The sequence below is a fragment of the Streptomyces sp. NPDC017056 genome, assembly GCF_044332485.1.
In the GTDB taxonomy this organism is placed as follows: Bacteria; Actinomycetota; Actinomycetes; order Streptomycetales; family Streptomycetaceae; genus Streptomyces.
In genome coordinates this window covers 98,920-120,679 of the sequence record NZ_JBIRPD010000009.1, presented here as the reverse complement: position 1 = coordinate 120,679, position 21,760 = coordinate 98,920, and the positions used below count along the sequence as shown (strand labels likewise).

Sequence of the window (21,760 nt, the reverse complement as noted above, 5' to 3'; positions counted from 1 at the left end):
TCGTGCGGAACGTACAGATGACTCGTGGGGGCCGGGCTCGTCATGGCGTCGCCCTGCGCGCGGTGGCGAAGCGGGGCCGGTTGTTCAGGTCGGGGTGGTCGGCCGCGTCGGCCCAGCCCCGCTCTTCGGTGAAGATCCACGGAACCTGGCCGCCCTGGGTGTCGGCGTGCTCGATGACCACGACGCCGCCGGGCCGCAGCAGGCGGTGTGCGGTCCGCTCGATGCCGCGGATGGTGTCCAGGCCGTCCTGGCCCGAGAACAGCGCGAGCTCGGGGTCGTGGTCGCGTGCCTCGGGTGCGACGTACTCCCACTCGGTCAGCGGGATGTACGGCGGGTTGGAGATGACCAGGTCCACCTGGCCGTCCAGCTCGGGTAGCGCGGTCAGCGCGTCGCCCTGCTGGAGAACGACGCGGGACCCCTCGACGTTCTTGCGTGCCCACTGCATGGCCTCGTCCGACAGCTCGACGGCGTGCACGCGGGAGCGCGGCACTTCCTGGGCCAGGGCAAGTGCGATGGCTCCGGAGCCCGTGCACAGGTCGACGATGAGCGGTTCGACGACGTCCATGGCCCGTACGGCGTCTATCGCCCAGCCGACGACGGACTCGGTCTCCGGACGGGGTACGAAGACGCCGGGGCCGACGTGCAGCTCCAGGTAGCGGAAGAAGGCGCGCCCGGTGATGTGCTGGAGCGGCTCGCGGGCCTCGCGGCGGGCGACGGCTTCCCAGTAGCGGGCGTCGAAGTCCGCGTCGGGGACGCGGTGCAGTTCGCCGCGCTTGACGCCGTGGACGTGCGCGGCGAGTTCCTCCGCGTCGAAGCGCGGCGAGGGTACGCCGGCGTCGGCCAGCCGCTGGGTGGCCTGGGCCACTTCGGCGAGCAGCACGGTACGGGGACTGGGCCCGCGGCGGGGCCGCTGGGGGGCGTGGCCCCCGGAAGGCGACGGCACGCTGTTCCTCCGGCTCGTTCTACGGGCTTGTACGGGCTTACTGGGCGGCCGCGAGCTTGGCGGCCGAGTCGGCGTCCACGCACGCCTGGATCACCGGGTCGAGCTCGCCGTCGAGGACCTGGTCCAAGTTGTACGCCTTGAAGCCGACCCGGTGGTCCGAGATCCGGTTCTCGGGGAAGTTGTACGTCCGGATGCGTTCGGAGCGGTCGACGGTGCGGACCTGGCTGCGCCGGGCGTCGGAGGCTTCCTTCTCGGCCTCTTCCTGGGCGGCGGCCAGCAGCCGCGAGCGCAGGATGCGCAGGGCCTGCTCCTTGTTCTGGAGCTGGCTCTTCTCGTTCTGGCAGGAGACGACGATGCCGGTGGGCAGGTGGGTGATCCGTACGGCGGAGTCGGTGGTGTTGACGGACTGGCCGCCGGGCCCGGAGGACCGGTAGACGTCGATGCGCAGGTCGTTCGGGCCGATCTCGACCTCGACCTCCTCGGCCTCGGGCGTGACGAGCACGCCGGCCGCCGAGGTGTGGATGCGGCCCTGGGACTCGGTGGCGGGCACCCGCTGGACGCGGTGCACCCCGCCCTCGTACTTCAGGCGGGCCCACACGCCCTGGCCGGGCTCGGTGGCGCCGTTGCCGCCCTTGGTCTTCACGGCGACCTGGACGTCCTTGTAGCCGCCGAGGTCGGACTCGTTGGCTTCCAGGATCTCGGTCTTCCAGCCGACGCGCTCGGCGTAGCGCAGGTACATGCGCAGGAGGTCGCCGGCGAACAGCGCGGACTCCTCGCCGCCCTCGCCGGCCTTGACCTCCAGGATGACGTCCTTGTCGTCGCTGGGGTCGCGCGGTACGAGCAGCAGCCGCAGCTTCTCGGTCAGCTCTTCGCGGGCGGCTTCGAGGTCCTTGACCTCGTCGGCGAAGTCGGGGTCGTCGGCGGCCAGTTCGCGGGCGGTGCCGATGTCGTCGCCGGTCTGCTTCCAGGAGCGGTACGTGGTGACGATCGGGGTCAGTTCGAAGTAGCGCTTGTTGAGCCGCTTGGCCTCGCGCTGGTCGGCGTGGACCGCGGGGTCGGCCAGCCGCTTTTCGAGATCGGCGTGCTCGCCGATCAGTTCCTCGACCGCCTCGAACATCGTGGGGTTCCTCACCTGGCTGTGTATACCGGTTGCCGGCACCTGTGCGGCGCGCTGCCGCGGCCGCGGATCTCCGGCCTGATCCGTGGCCTGGACGACAAAACGCCGGTCCGGCCGCCCCTCGGAGGGGCGACCGGGAACCGGCGCCTTGCGGGTCGCTACTTCTTGGCGGAGCCAGCGGCCTTGCCGAAGCGGGCCTCGAAGCGGGCCACGCGGCCACCGGTGTCGAGGATCTTCTGCTTGCCCGTGTAGAACGGGTGGCACTCGGAGCAGATGTCGGCACGGATGGTGCCGCCGGCCACGGTGCTACGGGTGGTGAACGACGCGCCGCAGGTGCAGCTGACCTGGGTCTCGACGTACTCCGGGTGGATGTCGCGCTTCAAGGGATTCTCCTAGGTTCGGGAGGGCTCCGGGTCGTTCCGCGGATTGCGTCACGTGAACCGGGGCCGACGGTCCAGTCTGCCAGGACTGGTCGCATCTCCCAAAACCGGGGTGGGCCCGGAGGTATTCCCCGGGGGTGCCGGGGTGCCGGGAAATGCGCGGAAGAAACGGTTCAGCTACTTTACGTAACTGCCGGTTCCGCCCTTGTCACCTGCGGAATCCTTGATCGCTTCCTTCGGGATGTCCCGGTCCTGGCCCAGCGCGTCCCACACCTGCTTCGACTGCTTCTCCAGCGGCAGGACGCGGGAGGGGTTCTTCGGGTCGTACGTCACCGGCAGCGTCACCATGTCGATGTTGTCCGACCCGATGCCGCCCATCTGCTTGGCGAGCCCCATGAGCGCGTTGACCGAGTTCAGGTCGGTGTCGGTGGTGATGGCCTTGGTGGCGGTGTCGGCGATGCCGTAGAGCTTCGCCGGGTTGGACAGCAGCCCGATGCTCTTGACCTGCTTCATCAGCGCCTTGATGAAGGTCTGCTGGAGCTGGATGCGGCCCAGGTCGCTGCCGTCGCCGCCGGGCACGCCGTGCCGGGTGCGGACGAGGCCGAGCGCGTCCTCGCCGTTGAGGGTGTGCTTGCCGGGCTCCAGGTTCAGGTGGCTCTTGTTGTCGTGGATGGGCTTGGTGGTGGTGATGTCCACGCCGCCCAGGGCGTCGATGAGCTTCTTGAAGCCGGTGAAGTCGACCTCGACGAAGTGGTCCATACGGATGCCGCTCATCGACTCGACGGTCTTGACGGCGCAGGCCGGCCCGCCGACCTCGAAGGCGGTGTTGAACATGGCCTTGCGCTGGCCCGGGATGTTCTTGCCGTCCTTGGTGCAGTCGGGGCGCTGGACCATGGTGTCGCGCGGGATGCTGACCACGCTGGCCTTCTTGTGGCCCTTGTAGACGTGCACGATCATCGCGGTGTCGGAGCGGGCGTTGCCCTCGTCCGTGCCGTACGAGCCGTTCGCGCCCGCCCGGGAGTCCGAGCCCATGACGAGGATGTCCATCGACCCGTCGTCGTTGTCCTGGGGCCGGTTCTTGCCCAGGGCGGCGTTGATGTCGACGCCCTTCAGGTTGCCGTTGAGCTTGAAGTAGACGTAGCCGAGTCCCGCGCCGCCGAGCAGCACGCAGCTGACCAGCGCGCACACGGTGATCGTCAGGGCACGGCGGCGCCGGGTCGGGCCCTTGCGCCGGCGGCCCGTGGCGCGTATGCCGCGGGAACGGCCGGTGGCCGCCTGCGCGGCCTTGCTGCTGTCCGCCATCTGCTCCTCAGTCCTCGTTCTCTCGGCTGCCCCTCGCCGTCACCGTTCAGCCACGGTTTGTTGCGCTTTGAAAGACGGGGGGTAGACCGGAAGGGTTGCACAGCGGGATTGAGAGCCATTCTTAGAAAACGGCACCGCAAGGCTCCGGCGGCAGTGCGCTACGTCCCTTGTGACCAGGGCTTTCGTCCGGTCCCTGGAAGTGGAAGGGAGGCATCCGCCGACATTGCGCGTGTGCGCAAGGCAACAATCTGCGGGTTCTGCGGACAGCGAGAAGCCCTCCCGGCCACCGAAGTGACCGGGAGGGCTCTGCCGTACGGCTATGGCCGCGTCCGGCGCTTGTACGAGCGCCTTCGCTCGGCCAGGGACCCGGGCAGGCCTCAGTCGTTGCCGTTGCCGTTGCCCATGCCGGGGGTCGTCTTCTGGATCTGGAGCAGGAACTCCGCGTTGGACTTCGTCTGCTTCATCTTGTCCAGCAGCAGCTCGATGGCCTGCTGCTGGTCCAGGGCGTGCAGCACGCGGCGCAGCTTCCAGACGACGGCCAGCTCGTCGCTGCCCATCAGGATCTCTTCCTTACGGGTGCTGGACGCGTCCACGTCCACCGCCGGGAAGATGCGCTTGTCCGAGAGCTTCCGGTCGAGCTTGAGCTCCATGTTGCCGGTGCCCTTGAACTCCTCGAAGATCACCTCGTCCATCCGCGAGCCGGTCTCGACCAGCGCGGTGGCCAGGATCGTCAGCGAGCCGCCGTCCTCGATGTTGCGCGCCGCACCGAAGAACTTCTTCGGCGGGTACAGCGCGGTCGAGTCGACACCACCGGACAGGATGCGGCCCGACGCCGGCGCGGCGAGGTTGTACGCACGGCCCAGACGGGTGATCGAGTCCAGCAGGACGACCACGTCGTGGCCCAGCTCCACCAGGCGCTTGGCGCGCTCGATGGCCAGCTCGGCGACGGTGGTGTGGTCCTCGGCGGGACGGTCGAAGGTCGAGGAGATGACCTCGCCCTTGACCGACCGCTGCATGTCGGTGACCTCTTCGGGACGCTCGTCGACCAGGACGACCATCAGGTGGCACTCGGGGCTGTTGCGGGTGATCGAGTTGGCGATCGCCTGCATGATCATGGTCTTGCCGGTCTTCGGCGGCGCCACGATCAGACCGCGCTGGCCCTTGCCGATCGGCGCGACCAGGTCGATGATCCGCGGCGTCAGCGCGCCCGGCTCACCTTCCAGGCGCAGCCGCTCCTGCGGGTAAAGCGGCGTCAGCTTGCCGAACTCCGGGCGGCCGCGGCCCTGTTCGGGCGCGACGCTGTTGACGGTGTCCAGGCGCACCAGCGCGTTGAACTTCTCGCGGCGCTCGCCCTCGCGGGGCTGGCGGACCGCGCCGGTGACGTGGTCGCCCTTGCGCAGGCCGTTCTTGCGGACCTGGGCGAGCGAGACGTACACGTCGTTCGGGCCCGGCAGGTAGCCGGAGGTCCGGATGAACGCGTAGTTGTCGAGGATGTCGAGGATGCCCGCGACGGGGATCAGGACGTCGTCCTCGGAGACCTGCGGCTCGTTGCCGAAGTCCTCACGGCCGCGGCGGCCGCGGCGGTCGCGGTAGCGGCCGCGGCGCCCGCGGCGCCCGCCCTCGAAGTCGTCGTCGTCCTGGCGGTTGTCACGGTTGTCGCGGTTGTCGCGCTGGCGGTTGCCGCCGCCCTGCTGGTTGCCGCCGTCGCCGCCGTCGTTGTTCTTGTTGCGGCGGTCGCGCTGGCCGCGCTCGCCGCGCTCGCCGCGGCCCTGGCGGTCGCCCTTCTGGCCGCGGTCCTGGCGGTCCCCGCGGTCCTGGCGGTCGCCCTTGCCCTGGCGGCCCTCGGCGCTGTCCGCCGCGGCCTCGGCCTTGGCGTCCTCGCGCGGCGCCGTACGGGTGTCGGCCTTCGCCTCGGACTTGCCCTCGGCCTTCGCCTCGCCGGCGCCGTCGGGGCTGCCCGCGGCGGCGGTGGCGCGGCGCCGGCGGCGCTCGCCGGCCGGCTGCTCGTCGGTGGCGGTGCCTCCGGGCTGGCCCGGGATGTCGATCTGCTGCTGGCCTGCGGAGCTGTCGGCGGCGGCCTTGGCCGTCTTGCCCGCGGCCTTGGCGTCGCCGTCCTCGCCCGTACGGGCCTTGGACGTGGCCCGGCGCTTGGGCTTGGTCTCGGTCTCGGCGGGCGCGTCGCCCTTGGCCGCGGCGCCGGAACCGGAGCCGGCGGCCTGCTTCTCCTTGATGACCTCGATCAGCTGGCTCTTGCGCATCCGCGCGGTGCCCTTGATACCGAGGCTGGAGGCGACCTGCTGCAGCTCTGCCAGGACCATGCCGTCCAGGCCGGTGCCGGAACGGCGGCGCCGCGCAGGCGCGGCGGGAGCGTCCGTGGCGGGCGCGGTGGCACTGCCATCGGTGCGTACGCCCATCAGATCGGTGGTGTCGCTCACGAAGGGTCCTTCCCTGGAGCGGGCGTCGGCCTGTCTGGCTCGGCGACCGGTTGTGCTGTCCGGCTGCGGTCCCGTACTTGCGGACCTGGCCGGGGCGGTGGTCCCGCCGGAAATGGCGGAGAGATCAGTTCATGGTTCCGGCGCGAAGAGATGTCTGTGACTCATGTCCGTCACGCCGATTCCGGAGCGTGCTCGCTTCTGCTCAGGCAACTGCTCCAAGCAGTTTGGGAGGCTCCCGGAAGAAAGGTGGTCCCGATGGGGGACACGAAGTACCGCGCCGCTGAGGCGTCACGTACTCACTTGAGGTTAACACTACCGGATCCAACAAACATTCCCCCTCTCGAAGACCGGCAATCGACGATCACCCGGCGAGCGGCAGCACCGAGGTGCCCGCCGCGTCGAGGGCCAGCCGGTTGGCCGCCCACCCCTCGCCCGCAAGGCCGGCCACCTTGTCGGCCGCTTCCTCCTGTACCAGCGCGAGCACCGTGGGGCCCGCGCCGGAGACGACCGCGGGGACGCCGTCCGCGCGCAGTCGGTTCACCAGGGCCACGCTCTCGGGCATCGCGGGAGCACGGTACTCCTGGTGAAGTCGGTCCTCGGTCGCGGCCAGCAGCAGCTCGGGGCGCCTGGTCAGGGCCTCCACGAGCAGCGCGGCGCGACCGGCGTTGGCCGCGGCGTCCACATGGGGGACGGTACGCGGCAGCAGTCCGCGTGCGGTCTCCGTGAGCACCGGTTTCCCGGGCACGAAGACCACCGGAACGATGGAATCCGCGGGATCCATCCTGATGGCCCGCGCGGCGCCGGTGTCCGTCCAGGCCAGGGTGAAGCCGCCCAGCAGGCAGGCGGCCACGTTGTCGGGATGGCCCTCGATCTCGGTGGCCAGTTCCAGCAGCGCCGCGTCGTCGAGCCGCTGCTCGCCGCCTATGGTCACGGCGCGGGCCGCGACGATGCCGGCGCAGATCGCGGCGGAGGAGGAGCCCAGGCCACGGCCGTGCGGGATGCGGTTGGCGCACACGATCTCCAGGCCGCGCGGCTGCCCGCCGAGCAGGTCGAAGGCGGCGCGCAGGGACCGTACGAGCAGGTGGCTCTCGTCGCGCGGCAGGGTTTCGGCGCCCTCGCCCGCGATGTCGACGTGCAGGCCGGAATCGGCCACGCGCACCACGACGTCGTCGTACAGCCCGAGGGACAGCCCGAGGGCGTCGAAGCCGGGACCGAGATTGGCGCTGGTCGCGGGGGTGCGCACCCGGACGGCGGCGGCGCGGAACGCTGGACCGGCCATCGCTCGATGACTCTCCTTGATGTGATGCTGCGGCACTGCCCCGGAGCGCCGCAGCACCAGGGTGCCCGGCCGGCTCGTGGGGACCGTTCTGACCTGCCCTGCACACCACTGCGACATGCCGTGGGGAGGGGAGTTGGCTGCCAGCCTATCGAAGGAAGGTTCTGTGGCGACATAGGGCGCACAGGAGGCGCGCGATGCGTGTCGCACGCCGCCGGCCGTCCACGGCCGCCTTTGCAGCCTTTGCAGGGTTTGCTCTATCCCGAGGTTACGGGGTTCCCGCCGGTCGCGTAACCCCTTTTCGCGCGCCGTTCGGCGCGGGAACACGCGCCCGGCCGTACGGGTACGGCCGGGCGCGCCGCCGCGCTATGCCAGACCGAGGCGCTCGGCCGCGGCGTCGGCGTCGACCGGGACCGTGACCGGCTGCGGGGCGCCCGCGACGGCCCAGTCCGGGTCCTTGAGGCCGTTGCCGGTGACCGTGCAGACGATCCGCTGCCCGGGGTCGACCTTGCCCTCGTCGGCCGCCTTGAGCAGGCCGGCCACCGAGGCGGCCGAGGCGGGCTCCACGAAGACGCCCTCCTGGGAGGCCAGCAGGCGGTAGGCGGCCAGGATTTGACGGTCCGTCACCTCGTCGATGAAGCCACCGGACTCGTCCCGGGCGCGCTCGGCGAACTGCCAGGAGGCGGGGTTGCCGATGCGGATGGCGGTCGCGATCGTGTGCGGATCCTTGACGACTTCGCCACGTACGATCGGGGCGCTGCCGGACGCCTGGAAGCCCCACATGCGCGGGGTGCGCGAGGCGATGCCGTCGGCCGCGTACTCCTGGTAGCCCTTCCAGTACGCCGTGATGTTGCCGGCGTTGCCGACGGGCAGCACGTGGATGTCCGGCGCGTCGTCCAGCATGTCGACGATCTCGAAGGCGGCGGTCTTCTGGCCCTCGATCCGTACCGGGTTGACGGAGTTCACAAGTGCGACGGGGTACCTCTCCGAGAGGCCGCGGGCCAGCGTCAGACAGTCGTCGAAATTGCCGTCGACCTGGAGGATCTTCGCGCCGTGCACCAGCGCCTGGCCCATCTTGCCGAGCGCGATCTTGCCCTGCGGGACGAGCACGGCGCAGACCATCCCGGCCCGTACGGCGTAGGCGGCGGCCGAGGCCGAGGTGTTGCCGGTGGAGGCGCAGATGACCGCCTTGGCACCCTCCTCCTTGGCCCGGGTGATGGCCATGGTCATGCCACGGTCCTTGAAGGACCCGGTGGGGTTGGCGCCCTCTACCTTGAGATGCACCTCACAGCCCGTGCGCTCGGAGAGCACCTGCGCGGGCACCAGCGGCGTACCGCCCTCACGCAACGTGACGACCTCGGTCGACGCGCCGACGGGCAGCCGGTCGCGGTACTCCTCGATGATTCCGCGCCACTGACGGCTCGCGGTGGAAATGGCAGACATGGGTTCCTTTACTCCCCTTCGACCCGCATGATGCTGGCGACGCCCCGGACGGTGTCCAGGTCGCGCAGCGCGCCGACGGTCGACGACAGGGCGGCGTCGGCCGCCCGGTGGGTGACGACGACGAGGGACGCCTCTCCCCCGGTCTCGGCTTCGCCCGAGCGGGAGGTCCCCCCGTCCTTGCTCTGCTGGCGAACCGTGTCGATGGACACGCCGTGCTCGGCGAAGACCATGGCGACCTGGGCGAGGACACCGGGCTTGTCGGCCACGTCCAGGCTGATGTGGTAGCGGGTGACGACGTCGCCCATGGGGCCCACGGGCAGCCGCGTGTAAGCGGACTCGCCGGGTCCGGTGGTCTCGGCCAGCTTGTTGCGGCAGACCGCCACCAGGTCGCCGAGGACCGCGGAGGCGGTCGGCGAACCGCCCGCGCCGGGGCCGTAGAACATGAGCTGCCCGGCGGCCTCGGACTCGACGAAGACCGCGTTGTACGCCTCGCGCACGGAGGCCAGCGGGTGCGTCAGCGGAATCATGGCGGGGTGCACGCGTGCCGTCACAGAGGCACCGTCGGCGGCCCGCTCGCAGATCGCCAGCAGCTTGACCGTGCAGCCCATGCGCTTGGCGGAGGCGATGTCGGAGGCGGTGACCTCGGTCAGCCCCTCGCGGTGCACGTCGTCGATGGTCACCCGGGTGTGGAAGGCGATACCGGCCAGGATGGCGGCCTTGGCGGCCGCGTCGAAGCCCTCGACGTCCGCCGTCGGGTCGGCCTCCGCGTACCCCAGAGCCGTGGCCTCGTCCAGCGCCTCCGAGTAGCCCGCCCCCGTGCTGTCCATCTTGTCCAGGATGAAGTTGGTCGTCCCGTTGACGATGCCGATCACCCGGTTGACCTTGTCGCCGGCCAGCGACTCGCGCAGCGGCCTGACCAGCGGGATCGCGCCGGCCACGGCGGCCTCGTAGTACAGGTCGGCGCCGTTGGCCTCGGCCGCGGCGTGCAGCGCCGCGCCGTCGGCGGCGACCAGCGCCTTGTTGGCCGAAACCACGCTCGCGCCGTGCTCGAAAGCGGTCGTGATCAGCGTACGGGCGGGCTCGATGCCGCCGATGACCTCGACGACCACGTCGATGTCGTCGCGTTTGACCAGCTCCGTGGCGTCGGTGGTGATCAGCTCGGCGGGCACCCCCGCGCGCACCCGGTCCGGCCGCCGCACCGCGATACCGGCCAGTTCCACGGGCGCGCCGATGCGTGCCGCGAGGTCGTCGGCGTGCGTCGTCATGATGCGCGCCACCTCTGAGCCGACCACTCCACAGCCCAGCAGCGCCACCTTCAGCGGACGCGTACGCATCATTCGACCTCTTTCGCTTTCATGCTCGGTAATGCCCCAGTCTCACCCACCGGACCGGGGATTCGGCCCCCGGTCCGGATGCCGAGACATCTGTTCCACAATTGTCGGTCACCCGGCAGGCTCGGCGACACCCGCCGGAAAGGCGGGGCCCGGCGCCCCGCCTCCTCACTCGTGCACCCGTCCTAGCCGACGTCGAGCCGGAGCAGGTCCTCCTCCGTCTCGCGCCGGACGATGACCCGTCCCTCGCCGCCGCGCACCGCGACCACCGGCGGCCGCAGCGCGTGGTTGTAGTTGCTCGCCATCGACCGGCAGTACGCACCGGTCGCGGGCACGGCGAGCAGGTCACCCGGGGCGATATCGGCGGGCAGGAACGCGTCCCGTACGACGATGTCGCCGCTCTCGCAGTGCTTGCCGACCACACGCGAGAGCATCGGCGGGGCCTCGGAGGCGCGGGAGACCAGCGCGACGCTGTACTCCGCGTCGTACAGCGCCGTACGGATGTTGTCCGACATCCCGCCGTCGACGGAGACGTACGTGCGCAGTCCGTCCAGCTCCTTGACCGTGCCGACCTCGTAAAGGGTAAAGGCGGTCGGTCCGACGATGGCGCGCCCCGGCTCCACGGAGAGCCGCGGCACCGCAAGTCCGGCCGCCTCGCACTCGCGCGTCACGATGTCACCCAGCGCCTTGGCGATCTCGTGCGGCTCGCGCGGGTCGTCGTCCGAGGTGTACGCGATGCCGAGCCCGCCCCCCAGGTCGATCTCCGGCAGCTCGACCCCGTGCTCGTCGCGCACCTCCGTCAGCAGCTGCACCACGCGCCGCGCGGACACCTCGAACCCGGCCATGTCGAAGATCTGCGACCCGATGTGCGAGTGGATGCCGGTCAGCTCCAGCCCGTCCAGCTTCAGGATCCGCCGCACCGCCTCGGCGGCCTGCCCGCCGGCCAGCGCGAGCCCGAACTTCTGGTCCTCGTGCGCGGTCGCGATGAACTCGTGGGTGTGCGCCTCGACGCCGACCGTCACCCGCACCTGCACCCGCTGCCGCTTCCCCAGCCGGTCCGCGATGTGCGCCACCCGCACGATCTCCTGGAACGAGTCCAGCACGATCCGCCCGACCCCGGCCTCCACGGCCCGGGTGATCTCCTCGGTGCTCTTGTTGTTCCCGTGCAGCGCGATCCGCTCGGCCGGCATCCCGGCCGCCAGCGCGGTGGCCAGCTCCCCGCCACTGCACACGTCGAGATGCATCCCCTCCTCCGCCAGCCACTTCACCACGGCCCGCGAAAGAAACGCCTTCCCGGCGTAGAAGACGTCCGCCCCCTCCCCGAACGCGTCCTTCCAGGCCCGGCACCGGGCCCGGAAGTCGTCCTCGTCCAGGAAGTAGCCGGGCGTGCCGAATTCCTCGGCGAGCGTGGCGACGTCGATCCCGCCGACGGTGACGACCCCGTCGGCGTTGCGCTCGACCGTACGGGACCACACCCGCGGGTCGAGGCTGTTCAGGTCGGCGGGCGGCGCGGCGTAGTGCCCCTCGGGCAGCACGTCACCGTGCCGGGGGCCTGCGGGGTGGGCGGAGCGGCTCATGGCGTGGGTGTTCCCCTCAAGTACGGGTACGACGACGTCGCGCGTACGGCGTTGTCACGGTCTGTCGTCGGGTGGATCACGTTCGGGTGGGTCACGGTCGGGTGGTCGCGGGCGGTCGGGTGGTCGCGGACGGTCGGGTGGTCGCGGACGGTCGGGTGGTCGCGGACGTCCGGACGAGCACGGGCGTCCGGGCGGTCGCGGGCGTCCGGACAGTCACGCGGTCACGGGCATGCGCGCGGTCACAGACGTTCGGGCGGTCACAGACGTTCGGGCGTGGAGATGCCGAGCAGGTGCAGGCCGTTGGCGAGCACCGTTCCGGCGGCTTCGGCGAGGGCCAGCCGGGCGCGGTGCACGGCCGAGGGTTTCTCCTCCCCGACGGGCAGCGGCGGACACACGTCGTGACATCGCAGCCAGGCGTCGGCGGTCACTTCCAGATGCCGCGCGATCCGGTCGGGCGCCCGGTAGCGCGCGGCGGCCTCGACGACAGCGGGGTACTCGGCGAGGGCGGCATAAAGCGCCCGCAGCGCACCCCGCTCCCCTCGCGGCTCCCCCGCCTGCCCCATGTTCCCAGCCTCGCCCACCTCGGCCGGCTCGGCCGGCTCGGCCGTGAACCCCAGCTCCCGGGCGTTACGCGTCATCGCACACGTACGCGCATACGCGTACTGCACCCGGAACCGCCCATTGCTCTCCCGCTGCACCGGCCTCTCGGGAAGCCGCACGGCATCCGTTTGCGCGGGGTGCAGCAGGGCCCAGCGCACTTCGTCGGGGCCCAGGCGGTCGGCGAGGGCGCGCCATTCTTGGTGGGCGCGGGGGTCGGTGGGGTGGGGCAGGGTGGGGTGGGGCAGGGTGGGGTGGGGCGAGGCGGGGTGCGGCGGATGGATCGGGTCGGCGTGGCCGGCGGAGGGCAGCGGGCCCGGCTGGGCGTGGCCGGCGGAGGGCAGCGGGCCCGGCTGGGCGTGGCCGACGAGGGGCAGCGGGCCCGGCTGGGCATGGCCGACGAGGGGCAGCGAGCCCGGCTGGGCGTGGCCGACGAGGGGCAGCGAGCCCGGCTGGGGAAGGACACTCACAGGCCGGGGCCGGATCTCCTCCCCGTTCGACTCCACCGCCACGTCCTCCGCAGCTTCCCCCACAGCTCTCGCCGCGACGCGTACCGCGACTCCCGCCGCGGGCAGAATCCGCTCCAACACCTCAACCGTGACAGCGGCCCGCACGCCGGCAGCGGCACGCAACACCACCCGCTCCTGACCGTTGGCCTGCCCCTGGGAACCGGTGGCGTGCCCGTACCCCCGCCCCTCCGCCAGCACACTCCGCACGAGCGCGACCCAGGCCGCTTCCGTCAGCGTGACGTTCAAGAACCCCGCCCCGGCGACCTCCACACCGGCGATCCCGGGCACCCCCACCAACCGCTCACGCAGCACCCCGGCCACCTCACGCGGCGGCCGCCCGGCCTCCTTGGCCACCTGGAGCGCGACATTGCACGCGAAGTCGGCCTCGCCGCCTCCCTGGCCACGCACCGGGGGTCGCACCACGACCCGCGCCGGTACGGTCACGGAGAGTTCCCCGTCCTCCACAGCGCCGCGCACGGAACGCAGCACGGCGCGGGAGAACTCAGCGGGGGTCACGCCCCAAGCGTATGGGAGAAGCGCCCCCTACCCGCCACCCGGTTTCACCCACCGGACAAGACCCCGCTGCCCCCTCATCCCGCAGGCCGAATCGCAGCCCCCGGGCCTCCTTCGACATCAGCACCCCCAACCCCAGCGCCACCCCCACCATCCCCACCAACCAACCCCTCACCCTCGCCCACAACCCCGACCTCTTCCCCTCCCCCTCCCCCTCCACCTCCCCCTCCCCCTTCTCTTTCCCTACGCCCTTCCCCACCCCGACTCATCAGCCGCCGCACGATACGCACCAGATCCATCGGCTCGAACGGCTTCGCCAGAAACGCGTCCACCCCCACCGCCTGCCCGTTCTCCACCTCCGTCTGCGTACAGGCGCTGACGATGGCGAGCGGGATCTCCCGCGTCCGCGGATCGGCCCGCAGCCGGGCCGCCGTCTGCAACCCGTCGAGCCGGGGCATCACCACATCGAGCGTCACCACATCCGGAGCCACCCGATGGACGATGTCCAGGCACTCGGCACCATCAGCCGCGGTCACGACCTCGAAGCCCTCAAGCTCCAGGTTGACCCTGATCAACTGCCGGATGACCTTGTTGTCGTCGACGACAAGGACCCGGCCGGACAAGCCAGGCACACCCTGAGACTAGGCGCGCGCCTCCGGCTGCGTCCGGGTTTTGCCCACTTCCGCCCCGTGCGAGGGACCTTTCCCCGACCACCGGAACCCCCGCCCCCACATGCGCTACGCCCCCCTCCCCCGACCCGTTCATGAACACCCCGTCAGAGCTGGTAGTGTTCTACCCGTCGCCGCGAGAGCAGCAGACACGCCCCCGTAGCTCAGGGGATAGAGCAACGGCCTCCGGAGCCGTGTGCGCAGGTTCGAATCCTGCCGGGGGCACTCCGGATTAAGGTCCTGACCAGCAAAAATGCTGGCCAGGACCTTTTGCGTGCATGCCAAAAGACACACGGTCCTTTGACCGTTGCACTTTCGCAGCCCCGGAGAGGGCGACCGCTGGCCCAGCCCCTTCATCGCTGGTCAGGGATTTATGGGGATGTCGTCGTTGATCGACGAAGGTCGCTGGCCGCTGAGGAAGGCTTGCCGCGTCTACTCAACCCGACCTGGCGTGATGCCGTGCCCAGCGGTGAAATGAGAACGGATTCGCGGGACGTTCCTCTGGCGGTAAGCGTGACTATCCCTCGTCTTGGACGGGTGAGTCGTACGCGGTCAGCAGGTGCTCGATCCGGTTGTTGGCGATGGACTGCCGGTCGTAGAGACACTTGGCATAGCGAGTGAGGAGAACCTCGACGCTGTTGCCCGCGCCCTGGGCGACTTCTGCGGGGTCGGCACCGGAGCACAGCCAAGTGGACAGTGCCGAATGGCGTAGATCGTACGGGCGGGCGGCGAGCGGGGTAGGAATCCACTGCGGCGGCAGGGCGAGAGTGCGGGCTTCTTCCCAGACGCGGTAGTAGGTGGTGGAGCCGACGATGCCGCCACGTTCGTTAAAGAACAGTCGGCCGTCCTCTGCGATACCGAAGGCGGCGATGCTTTCGCGCCAGATGGCCACTAGGTGCGGCGGCAGCGGTACCACGCGGGTATCACCAGGCGGGCGGTTCTTGAGACCTCGATCGTCGTGCCTGCGCCCACTGTCGGTCCACTTCTTGCCTACCTGCGGCAACGCACGGTTGACAACCATGCGCCCCCAGCCGGTGGCAGGCAGAGTGCAGTCGGTTACTGCTACGGCCACCGCTTCCTCGGGGCGCAGTCCGGCGTAGTACATGCCGGCGAAGAAGCCGACCAGTCGACGGCCCTTGGCGCGGTGGTAGTTACCGACGTAGGAGACCGCGTTTAGCAGGATGCGGGCCTGTAGAGGGTTGATTACCACGCGCGGATCCACCGCTTTGACCTGCCGAGGGGTGCTCCAGCGGATCTGCTTGAGCGGGTGACTGGTCAGCTCGCCGCGCTCGATGGCGTAGTGCAGCACGCTGGAGAGAACCTTGCGTTTGCGCCGCCATGTCTCCACCGCAGCGGCAGTGCCGTCGCGTTTGCGGCGCAACGCATCCATCACGGCGCGGGCCACGGTGGGGTCATGAAGGTCGACCAGTGGACGCGATGCGCGTGCCACCCAATCAAGTACCTGCCGGGCCGTAGTCGGCACTTCTTCTGCCGCCGGCCCTCGCTCGGTGAACGCCCAGCTCTGCAGGGAGCGGTGCAGCAGAGTTTCGTTTGGCCGTCGCGCCACCGGATATAGCATCGCTCGGGTAATCGCGGCCAGTGCCTCGCTCGTTTCCCGCCGGGTATGGGCGGAGCGGCCGATCCAGCGCGCCTGCGCATACTCCACGGCGAACGCGTACCAACTGATCTCGGATGGCATCCGGGCCCCGAAGGCCGCCTCCGGCCCGGACGCCAACCCTGCCCTCAGCGCCCGTACCAACTCCGACCCGAACTGCTCCGCCAACTGTCCGGCCAACCCAGCGCCCTCGCCGTGCGTGCTGCCCCGCGCCGGCGCACGACACCGGCCCGCCCTATTGCCGGAATGCCCAGCGCCTGTATGACGATGCCCGAAACAGTCCATGCACGCTCCTCGTGTAGCAGATGCTGTCGAGCGTGATCCTTTCTTCCCGACCCGGCGGGCAGAGTGCGTACGGAACAAGGTGGCTCCGACGGGTGTAAGCCGATCGCAAATGCTTGACGGAGGTGGTCTGGAAAGGAGCGATCAAATGCCAACAAGTAGCACATAAGGGTTCCGATCGACCGCCGCGAGCAGCAGTCCCTGCACGTTCGCGGCCTTCCTGGCATGCCGCCCCTTGCGGGGCCGCTCGAAGGGGGCATCCCGCCGACGGCTGACAGTGAGGGCCACGGCGCGGGCATCACCGCATCCGAGAACCGACGCAGGCAGCGCCCATGGGCTGAGGCTTGCGCGGCTGTTGAAGATGGTGCGAGAGCGGGGCGGCAACGGCACGATGATGGGCCGACCGTGGAGCCTGCCGCTGGCCGAGCGGGCATTGGTGGTCGCGGCTACCGCACGAATCTTACGATGCAGCTGGCGCCGTTGTGCGAGGTTTCGTCCTCCACGGTGTGCCGCATGGTCCGACTCGGGCCGCTGCTTGCGCTCGAGCTGGATACCCGCCCGGCCGATGCCGCCGACGGTCTGTGGATCGTCGACGGCACTTTGGTCCCGGCCCGTGACCGCCGTGTCGACGCGTCCAGCCGCAACTATCGCTTCTCCGCGAACATGCAGGTCCAGATCGCCTCGGATCCCAGCTCGTCAAGGCCGATCCGGTGCAGTTTTGCCCGCACCCGGGCCTGTGACCATTCGGTGAACCAGCGGAAGGCTGTCACACTAGATGGCCCGAACCCCGGCGGCGGCTGGCTCCGCATGCAGCCCGATGCGACCACGAAGATGGAGTAGCCCAGGACTTCGCGGTTTCTGTGCCGTCTGCGGCCGCCGCACTGCGAACAAAGGGAAGCTGACGGCACGACGCGCTGGAACAGTTTCCATGAGCCGTCGGGCACCATCCACTCTTAGCTTCGCTTTATCCCTGCTCCGTGGTCGTCCGCGGTTGGTCGGCGTATGGGCGGAGACGTGGAACGGCCATCGCGGGACTCTCCAGGTAGATGAAGACCGGGGAGGACGCCATGGCCGTCGCTGTCAGTGTGCTCGGGGCTGGCTCGGCCCGCCAGAGCCGCACCGCCCTGCAACGCTTCCGCCAGGGGTGACATGCATGTCTGACCAGACGGGCGGACGCGTTGTTCGAGCTGACCGACGCCCTCCTGGCGGCCGGCCCGGTCATCTCGTTGCCGTATCTGTGGCTGGACGGGCTGCACCGGCGGGGGCCACGGCAGCACCTACGCGGCCCTGGCGAGGGGCCGCGTGGACACCGAAGCGACACGCGGCCTGCTCGCGGGCTCACTGCCCGGCGCCGCCCATCCAGTGTTCGCGGTGGATGTGAGCGTGTGGGCCCGCAGCGATGCCGAGTGCTCGCCCGGCCGCAGCTACTACTACCACCCCTCCAAGCACTCGGCGGGGCAGCCGATCATGGCCGGCTGGGCCTACTCCTGGCTGGCCGGCCTGGAACTGGCCGCCAACTCGTGGGCCGCGCCGGTGGACGCCCGGCGACTGGCCCCGGGCGAAAACCCCAGTGCCGTCGCAGCCAACCAGATCCGCGAGCTGCTGCAACTGTGCCCCGGACTGGCCTGCGCACTCCGCTGTTCGTCTTCGACGTGCATACGTGCGCGGATGAGCAGTACGGCGCGGTGACTGTGCAACTGTGGCACCGCTTGCACGCCAAGACCCAGCAGTACGACGGCACGGCAGCCGCGGCCCCCGCCCGGTTATCCCGGGCACCCTGGTCCGGCTCGGCGTGGACCGGCTTCCCGGCCGCAGCCGAGCGCCGAAGACTCTGTGGCTGTGGTGTGGCCGGGCCACCCGGCCACACCCCCGATCCCGACCTGCTCTGGCGGGCCTACACGCGACGCTTCGACATCGAGCACACTTTCCGCTTCGTCCGGCAGACGCTGAACTGGACCCTGCCTCGTCCCCGCACCCCCAGCCAGGCGGACCGCTGGACCTGACTGATCCTCGCCGCCTACACCCAACTCCGCCTCGCCCGGCCTCTGGCGGCCGAACTCCGGCTGCCCTGGGAGAAACCACTGCCACCGCAGCAGCTGACGCCCAACCGGATCCGGCGCAGATTTCGCTCGCTTCAGGCGGCAGCGGGCACGCCCGCCAGCCCACCGAAACCCTGCGGGCGCTCACCCGGACGACCTCAAGGCACCCGCCGAGGCCCAGCACCCCGCCATCCAGCGGTCAAACCCACCGCATGACCAGCGAAGCCTTACCTACAGGGATAAAAGCGAAGCTTAAGCGGTCATGATATGCGCCCAAAGCAGCTCCAGCTTGCAGCCGCTCCACCGGCCTCACGCGCTTGTACATCTGCCGTCGCTTCCCGTTTAGAGAGCGCCAATTGAGCACCCAGATGGATGTCCTAACGTGAACGTCTATGCCGCAGCACCGTTCTCCATGGAGCGACAACCCTTACAGCTCCATGCCCAAAGGCGAACTCCATTAGCGACCGGCTGCGGGTTGCTCCGGCACGGATTCAGACTTCTTCGGGAAAGAGCTGAGCCCACCGCTCCATCTCGCTGTCCCTTACCTCAATCTCCATCATTCGCCGGTACATTCTCTCAGGAAAGGTCGACAGGATCGAGTGAGTGTCGCGGGACGACCACGCAAATACATCACGCAGGAAGCTCGATACGCTCTCATTTACCTTAACGATGCACTCGTACTTCCGCTCAAGATCGCTGGTCAAATCGGCGGCTGACATGAGCGACACATGTGACGCCGCGTCGACCATGAGGGCAACTCGACGGAACCCGGCATACGCTGCCCTGCTGACGAACTGCTCAAGCTCCTCCCCCGAGACGCTTTTCCCACGCACTTCTACCGTCAGCAATGGGTCGCTGTCCAAAATTATCTGGACATCACCGGGAAAATCACGGGAAGGGTCGTTTATCCTTCGCGAGATGACCTCGCTATAGACCATATCAAGCCCAGCCGCAACACAGGCCTGCAGCTTTCGCGGAACATCGTAGCCACTCACGACGAAATTCTGCGTCTCGGAGATCATGCTCGCTTCAACGGTGGCACCACCGACGGCAACACGACGTTTTTTGTTCGCCACATCGATGCACACTGCCAGGACGGCAATGAGCGCCTGGAACGACTCTTCGGTGGAGAAGCCCTCTTCCCCCACCCAAGCAAGCGCATCACTTACTCGGTTCAGGTAGGGACGCGCCTTCTTTGTGACCCTGACAATCTCACTGTAATGGTCATAACGGAAAAATGGCTGATTATTGATGGGTTCACGCCCCGTCGCGCCCAGATCGAAGCCAAGTTCCACAGACATCGGAACCACTACACCGTGACAAAGAGTGCGCAGAGAGAAGGCATTGTCACCATACTTCTCTTTGATAGAGCGAGGGTCAACTCTGTCATCACACGAACGGGCAAGCAACGCTGTCACAAGCGCAGCCGTGTACGTTTTTGGAGCATTTACCTCGCGTAGCGAACTGGCCAGGGACGTCCAGTATTCGACGAAGTCATCACCCGAAGCGGCTGCCTCGTGCGCCTTACGCAGAACCTGCTCAGCTTCACTCTTTTCGATTCTTATTCCCACTGCCCCCCCATGTCGCTCTATGTCAGTTCAAGCTGTTCGTGGTCAACTTGATCAGGAATATGGGTACCGCGAGAATCGAGGTACCCAAGTTGCTCCATTAGAGCCCGGACGACAACCTTTCCAAGCTCCACCGGGACGGCGTTACCGATCTGCCGCTGCACCTCACGCTTCCCTCCGGTGAAAGTGAACCCGTTAGGAAAAGTCATGATGCGCTTCATTTCGGCAACGCGAAACCGACGGGCCCGCTCTTCCCCGCTGGCATTCTTCACATTCTCCCAGTGAAACGGCCCGACCCAGGGGCCCGGTTGAGCCTGCAGCGTCGTAGAAGGGCGATCGGGATCTGCTTTCAGTAGGAACGTCCAGTAGCGGCTACGCCATTTGAACTGGTTGCGACCGCCATACCGATCAGTGTGCCACAGGTAGTTTTGCCCTGGAGGTACCTCCGCAGCGAGTTCGGCGTAGGTCCCCTCGACAATCTCTCCGGCGTCGGGAACGTCAGGGAGCCCGGCAAGCGCATCGCGAAGGCTCACGAATGGAATTTTGGCGTGATCAATCACCCGATCCCGCTCTGACTCGCCAGAATGCGTGGTCTCGGGGAAGCGGAAAGGCTTACCATCACGACGCCCCACGACGAATACTCGTCGGCGAAGCTGCGGAACTCCATACTCGGCCGCAAGGAGCACCCTGAAAGTCGGATTGTAACCTGCCTCCCTAAGGCCCGCAATAAGCCGGTCGAACTGAGCCTGATGAGTCTTGTACGTCAGGCCCTGTACATTTTCCAGAATGAAGGCTTCGGGCTTGCTCTCGCGGACCACGCGGACGTACTCGTCAAGGAGAGAGGCATTGGGGTCGGCGCTGTTACGCTTCTCCTCGATCCAGAATCCGGACTTGCTAAACGGTGTACAGGGAGGGCCACCGATGACCAGGGTCGGATCGCCGGGCTGCAGCCCTCCAGCTTCCAGCAACTCTGCGGTCGGGATTGTTTGGATATCCCCGCACAGCGTCTTGGTGTGCGGGAAGTTAGCCGAGAGCGTGTCCAAGGCCGTCTGCTCATAGTCAGTGGCAACCGCGACGCGTAGCGGAGACCCGGAGCCGTCCTGGACCAGCGGTGGCTCAGCACAGCTCTCGACGGCACAGTCGAGGCCACCGGCCCCGGAGAACAGACTGATCACAGGAAGCTCACGGTTCACCGCGCCACCCTAACGTATCGCGGCCTCCTGGCGGCCGTGATCGCTACCGTGACATCTGTTACCTCGCCGCTGTCCCTCTGCGTGCCATGCGAAGATGGCTGCTAGGCCGTTTCTGATGGCTCTTGGATGGTGTCGCGGAGCCAGATGACGATCGCGGTGACGGTGAGGGTGCCGTTGAAGATGTAGTCGCGTTTGTCGTAGCGGCTGGCCACCGCCCGGAACTGTTTCCACTTGCTGATGCACCGCTCGACCGCCCTGCGCCGCCGGTACTGGGTCTTGTCGAAAGCGGGCGGTCGGCCGCCGGCCCGGCCACGGTTGCGGCGGTTGGCCCGCTGATCGTCCGGCTCGGCGATCGTTGCTTTGATGCCCCGACGGCGCAGGCAGGCGCGGTTGTCGCGGCTGGAGTACGCCTTGTCGCCGCGCACCCGGTCCGGGCGACGGCGTGGCCGGCCGGGCCCGCGGCGAGCAATGCGCAGCGACTCCAGCACCGGCCAGAGCATGGGACTGTCGCCCCGCTGGCCCGGCGAGGTGAGCTAGGTCAGCGGGCGGGCCCGGTCGTCGGCCAGCAGGTGGCCCTTGGTGGTCACCCCGCCCCGTGAGCGTCCCAGCCCCTCCCGTCCATCGGCCTCCACACGCGTCCCGCCCCCTTTTCGGGAAAGTCTCGCGGCGGCCGGTGCCGGGCCCCGACCGCGTGCGGGTGGGCCCGGCAGGAGTGGAGTCGATGTTCACCGCCCACTCCCGCGCCAGCTCGCGGGTCAGGGCGCCGTCGGGATCTCCGGCATCGGCCTCGATCTGCAGCTCGGCCAGGATCCGCAAAACGCAAGGCGGGGCGAACGCCGCGTGACCCGCTCATCCGCCGCTACCCCCGGCGGCACTCTGATCCTCGACAGCGAAGGGCTGGCCAAGGCCGTCCTTCGCGACCTCACCGTCACCGGCTGGCTCACCCTCGCTCGCGCCGATGACCTGCGGGTG

Annotated in this window: 15 protein-coding genes, 1 tRNA gene and 4 pseudogenes; 4 read left to right on the top strand and 16 right to left on the bottom strand. The window is 68.9% G+C overall.

Annotation, left to right across the window (positions count from 1 at the left end):
• Positions 1-40: 40 nt before the first annotated feature.
• The 11 genes from prmC to ACH4OW_RS18050 all read right to left on the bottom strand — a co-directional run bounded on the left by prmC (position 41) and on the right by ACH4OW_RS18050 (position 14,055).
• Positions 41-880, bottom strand: coding sequence for a peptide chain release factor N(5)-glutamine methyltransferase (gene prmC / locus ACH4OW_RS18100; RefSeq protein WP_030017734.1), 840 nt, complete (start codon positions 878-880; stop codon positions 41-43).
• A 100-nt stretch (positions 881-980) separates the two neighbouring features.
• The gene (prfA, locus tag ACH4OW_RS18095) at positions 981-2,060 is read right to left on the bottom strand and encodes a peptide chain release factor 1 (RefSeq protein WP_398029081.1); all 1,080 of its coding nucleotides are present in this window, start codon (positions 2,058-2,060) and stop codon (positions 981-983) included.
• Between the two features lie 158 nt (positions 2,061-2,218).
• Entirely contained in the window at positions 2,219-2,443 is a 225-nt protein-coding gene (rpmE, locus tag ACH4OW_RS18090) for a 50S ribosomal protein L31 (RefSeq protein WP_003981327.1), read from the bottom strand.
• Positions 2,444-2,617: 174 nt separating this feature from the next.
• Positions 2,618-3,742 carry an LCP family protein gene (locus tag ACH4OW_RS18085; RefSeq protein ID WP_398028830.1) on the bottom strand — a complete coding sequence of 375 codons (1,125 nt, stop codon included), beginning with the start codon at positions 3,740-3,742 and terminating at the stop codon, positions 2,618-2,620.
• A gap of 377 nt (positions 3,743-4,119) precedes the next feature.
• Positions 4,120-6,177: a transcription termination factor Rho gene (rho, locus tag ACH4OW_RS18080; RefSeq protein WP_398028828.1), complete on the bottom strand. Its 2,058-nt coding sequence runs from the start codon at positions 6,175-6,177 to the stop codon at positions 4,120-4,122.
• Between the two features lie 361 nt (positions 6,178-6,538).
• Positions 6,539-7,456: a homoserine kinase gene (thrB, locus tag ACH4OW_RS18075; protein WP_360132121.1), complete on the bottom strand. Its 918-nt coding sequence runs from the start codon at positions 7,454-7,456 to the stop codon at positions 6,539-6,541.
• A 363-nt stretch (positions 7,457-7,819) separates the two neighbouring features.
• On the bottom strand, positions 7,820-8,896 hold the full coding sequence (gene thrC / locus ACH4OW_RS18070) for a threonine synthase (protein WP_360132124.1): 1,077 nt from the start codon (positions 8,894-8,896) through the stop codon (positions 7,820-7,822).
• Between the two features lie 8 nt (positions 8,897-8,904).
• Positions 8,905-10,233 (bottom strand): homoserine dehydrogenase, encoded by a 1,329-nt coding sequence (locus tag ACH4OW_RS18065; RefSeq protein WP_360132126.1) that lies wholly within the window; start codon positions 10,231-10,233, stop codon positions 8,905-8,907.
• A gap of 179 nt (positions 10,234-10,412) precedes the next feature.
• Positions 10,413-11,804: a diaminopimelate decarboxylase gene (gene lysA / locus ACH4OW_RS18060; RefSeq protein WP_398028823.1), complete on the bottom strand. Its 1,392-nt coding sequence runs from the start codon at positions 11,802-11,804 to the stop codon at positions 10,413-10,415.
• A 257-nt stretch (positions 11,805-12,061) separates the two neighbouring features.
• On the bottom strand, positions 12,062-13,426 hold the full coding sequence (gene nrtL, locus ACH4OW_RS18055; RefSeq protein WP_398028821.1) for an ArgS-related anticodon-binding protein NrtL: 1,365 nt from the start codon (positions 13,424-13,426) through the stop codon (positions 12,062-12,064).
• A 74-nt stretch (positions 13,427-13,500) separates the two neighbouring features.
• Entirely contained in the window at positions 13,501-14,055 is a 555-nt protein-coding gene (locus ACH4OW_RS18050) for a response regulator (protein ID WP_398028818.1), read from the bottom strand.
• A gap of 189 nt (positions 14,056-14,244) precedes the next feature.
• Between ACH4OW_RS18050 and ACH4OW_RS18045 the strand changes: the two genes are divergently transcribed.
• Positions 14,245-14,316, top strand: a tRNA-Arg gene (locus ACH4OW_RS18045).
• A gap of 292 nt (positions 14,317-14,608) precedes the next feature.
• Here the strand turns inward: ACH4OW_RS18045 and ACH4OW_RS18040 are convergent.
• Entirely contained in the window at positions 14,609-15,790 is a 1,182-nt protein-coding gene (locus ACH4OW_RS18040; protein ID WP_398028816.1) for a tyrosine-type recombinase/integrase, read from the bottom strand.
• Positions 15,791-16,265: 475 nt separating this feature from the next.
• On the opposite strand from ACH4OW_RS18040, the pseudogene ACH4OW_RS18035 reads away from it, so the two are divergent.
• Positions 16,266-16,696: pseudogene (locus ACH4OW_RS18035) on the top strand (IS5/IS1182 family transposase); the annotation flags it as partial.
• Here ACH4OW_RS18035 and ACH4OW_RS18030 read toward each other — a convergent pair.
• Positions 16,672-16,935: pseudogene (locus ACH4OW_RS18030) on the bottom strand (transposase); the annotation flags it as partial. The pseudogenes ACH4OW_RS18035 and ACH4OW_RS18030 sit on opposite strands and share 25 nt — an antisense overlap.
• Before the next feature lie 277 nt (positions 16,936-17,212).
• Here ACH4OW_RS18030 and ACH4OW_RS18025 point away from each other — a divergent pair.
• Both ACH4OW_RS18025 and ACH4OW_RS18020 read left to right on the top strand, forming a co-directional pair.
• A pseudogene (locus ACH4OW_RS18025) lies at positions 17,213-17,677 on the top strand (transposase); the annotation flags it as partial.
• Positions 17,674-17,991: a hypothetical protein gene (locus tag ACH4OW_RS18020; protein ID WP_398028814.1), complete on the top strand. Its 318-nt coding sequence runs from the start codon at positions 17,674-17,676 to the stop codon at positions 17,989-17,991. The pseudogene ACH4OW_RS18025 and the gene ACH4OW_RS18020, both read left to right, overlap by 4 nt.
• Before the next feature lie 527 nt (positions 17,992-18,518).
• Here the strand turns inward: ACH4OW_RS18020 and ACH4OW_RS18015 are convergent.
• The 3 genes and pseudogenes from ACH4OW_RS18015 to ACH4OW_RS18005 all read right to left on the bottom strand — a co-directional run.
• Positions 18,519-19,598: a restriction endonuclease, SacI family gene (locus tag ACH4OW_RS18015; protein ID WP_398028812.1), complete on the bottom strand. Its 1,080-nt coding sequence runs from the start codon at positions 19,596-19,598 to the stop codon at positions 18,519-18,521.
• Between the two features lie 17 nt (positions 19,599-19,615).
• Positions 19,616-20,788: a DNA cytosine methyltransferase gene (locus tag ACH4OW_RS18010; protein ID WP_398028810.1), complete on the bottom strand. Its 1,173-nt coding sequence runs from the start codon at positions 20,786-20,788 to the stop codon at positions 19,616-19,618.
• Between the two features lie 101 nt (positions 20,789-20,889).
• Positions 20,890-21,306: pseudogene (locus ACH4OW_RS18005) on the bottom strand (transposase); the annotation flags it as partial.
• Between the last annotated feature and the right edge of the window lie 454 nt (positions 21,307-21,760).